The 1737-nt window shown below is 63.7% G+C and carries 2 protein-coding genes and 1 pseudogene; 2 read left to right on the top strand and 1 reads right to left on the bottom strand.

Annotated elements, in window-relative coordinates:
* Window positions 1-176 (top strand): transposase (locus tag FS320_RS42825; RefSeq protein ID WP_192926244.1); only part of this gene is annotated, 176 nt, incomplete at its 5' end.
* 153 nt (window positions 177-329) lie between these two features.
* On the opposite strand, the pseudogene FS320_RS51315 reads toward FS320_RS42825, so the two are convergent.
* Window positions 330-846: pseudogene (locus FS320_RS51315) on the bottom strand (IS6 family transposase).
* Between the two features lie 493 nt (window positions 847-1339).
* On the opposite strand from FS320_RS51315, the gene FS320_RS42810 reads away from it, so the two are divergent.
* The gene (locus FS320_RS42810) at window positions 1340-1618 is read left to right on the top strand and encodes a hypothetical protein (RefSeq protein WP_152718576.1); all 279 of its coding nucleotides are present in this window, start codon (window positions 1340-1342) and stop codon (window positions 1616-1618) included.
* Window positions 1619-1737: the final 119 nt, after the last annotated feature.

The raw sequence follows: 1737 nt of genomic DNA, 5'->3' as shown, positions 1-1737 counted from the left end.
ATCTCGCCCGGGCGGAGTTCGCAACGCTGCGGTTGCGCCTGCTCAAGATCGCCGTGCGGGTGCAGGAAACCACCAGCCGCATCCGACTGGCCTTTGCCTCGTGCTGTCCGGAAGCGGATCTCGTCCGGCGTCTTGCGAGCGCTCTGGCACCCCAGCCCCGGGCGGCCTCGCCCTGAGCGCCGGGGCTGCCATCGCCCCGGTCATCCCATCCCGTCCCTGCCAACGCGTTCCCCACGTTCCAGACCTTGCCGCGGTGAAAGAAACGCAGCGGATCGGCACGCCCGCGCTACCAAATAGGCCCCGAAACAAACTCTGGTGAATAGGAACGGCTAGCCCTTCAATCCTGGCCGGGGCAGGATGCAGTGACCCCGGCGGATCATCCGCGTGACCTCAAAGCCTTTCAAAGTGGCGTAGGCTGTTTCCATCCTCTGGAAGCCGCGGGTCAGCCGGATCACGCGCTTGAGCGCGCCATGGTCTGCCTCGATAATGTTATTCAAATATTTCGATGTCCGATGCTCGACGTTCTTCGGCAGCAGCCCCTCGCTTTGTAAGCGTCGGATGGTCTTCGGGTACGAGGCCAGTCTGTCAGTCGTGATCGTCTCAGGAGGGTAGTCGCTCATCGTCTTCAGAGCCTTGCAAGAAGCGGTAAGCTGCTCGGGTATTCCGGCGGTCCGACAGCATGAAGTCGATCAGCTGACCGTGCTTGTCGACGGCACGGAAGAGATATTTCCAGCGGCCGCCGACCCGCACATAGGGCTCGTCCACGCGCCATGAGCCAGACCGATGCCCCTGATATCGACGCACCCGCTTCTCGATCCCCGGAGCATAGCGGTGAACCCAACGCATGACGACCTGTGAGAAAATCTCTCTGATGGCGTGACTGGCGCAGCTCAGGCCATGCCGTGCTCCCGTAATGCAAGCAAGACAGAGCACGGTCGATGTGTGGGAGATGCTTCCTGGAAAGATGCACGCTTCGGCCAGAATGCCTTACCCATTGCTCTCGTCAGGCGGTGCGGGGGTAAATCGTGGAAGCCAGCGCAGACGAATCCATTGGTGGATGTTGTAGGTCAGCACTGCCCAGAGTGATCTTCCCTCGCATTGGATACTGCTGGCGAACGGGCGCGGATTTTCAATCCCCTGTGGCGGGAGAAACAGGGCGCCCTATGATCGGCTGCGGAGGGGAGCGGCCGATGGGAATGGGGTGGTCCCAACCCCGATGGCGAACATGGTCCACGGGCTGCGGCGCCCTTGAGAGTGGTGACGCCCAGGCGATCCCGGTTAGGAATGTGAGGTCTTCGCGCAGCCCCGCCCTCCGATGATGCCCCAGGAGGAGCCTGCCATGCCGCGCACGTCACCGTCCCGCCTCGCGCGGGATCTCACCCCAGTCCATTCCCACGCGGCTGCCGTCGACATCGGCGCCACGATGCACGTGGCGGCCGTCTCGCCCCGCTGCGATCCCGAACCGGTGCGCACCTTCGGCACCTTCACGGGCGACCTGCAGCGCCTCGCCGACTGGTTTGAGCCGTGCAGGGTCGCCACGGTGGCCCTGGAGGCGACCGGGGTCTCCTGGATCCCGCTCTATGAGGTTCTCACGCAGCGCGGCTTCGCGGTGTCATAGGGCGGTGAATACTGCCTGATTGTGGGCCTCGAAAATTCCCTAGCTGATGCCCTGCCGTCGCGGCCTGAGCCACGCTCTCGCCGTGCAGGCGCTCCCGCCATCGTCGATGATTCTCTCCG

The sequence above is a fragment of the Microvirga tunisiensis genome (assembly GCF_009296175.1).
Taxonomy (GTDB): Bacteria; Pseudomonadota; Alphaproteobacteria; order Rhizobiales; family Beijerinckiaceae; genus Microvirga; species Microvirga tunisiensis.
Note: the sequence above shows the minus strand (reverse complement) of the source record. Positions and strands in the feature narration are given on the sequence as shown.

Bases quoted from the DNA above. Each gene is read 5' to 3' on its own strand.
- FS320_RS42810 (WP_152718576.1), top strand. From the start codon at position 1,340: ATGCCGCGCACGTCACCGTCCCGCCTCGCGCGGGATCTCACCCCAGTC.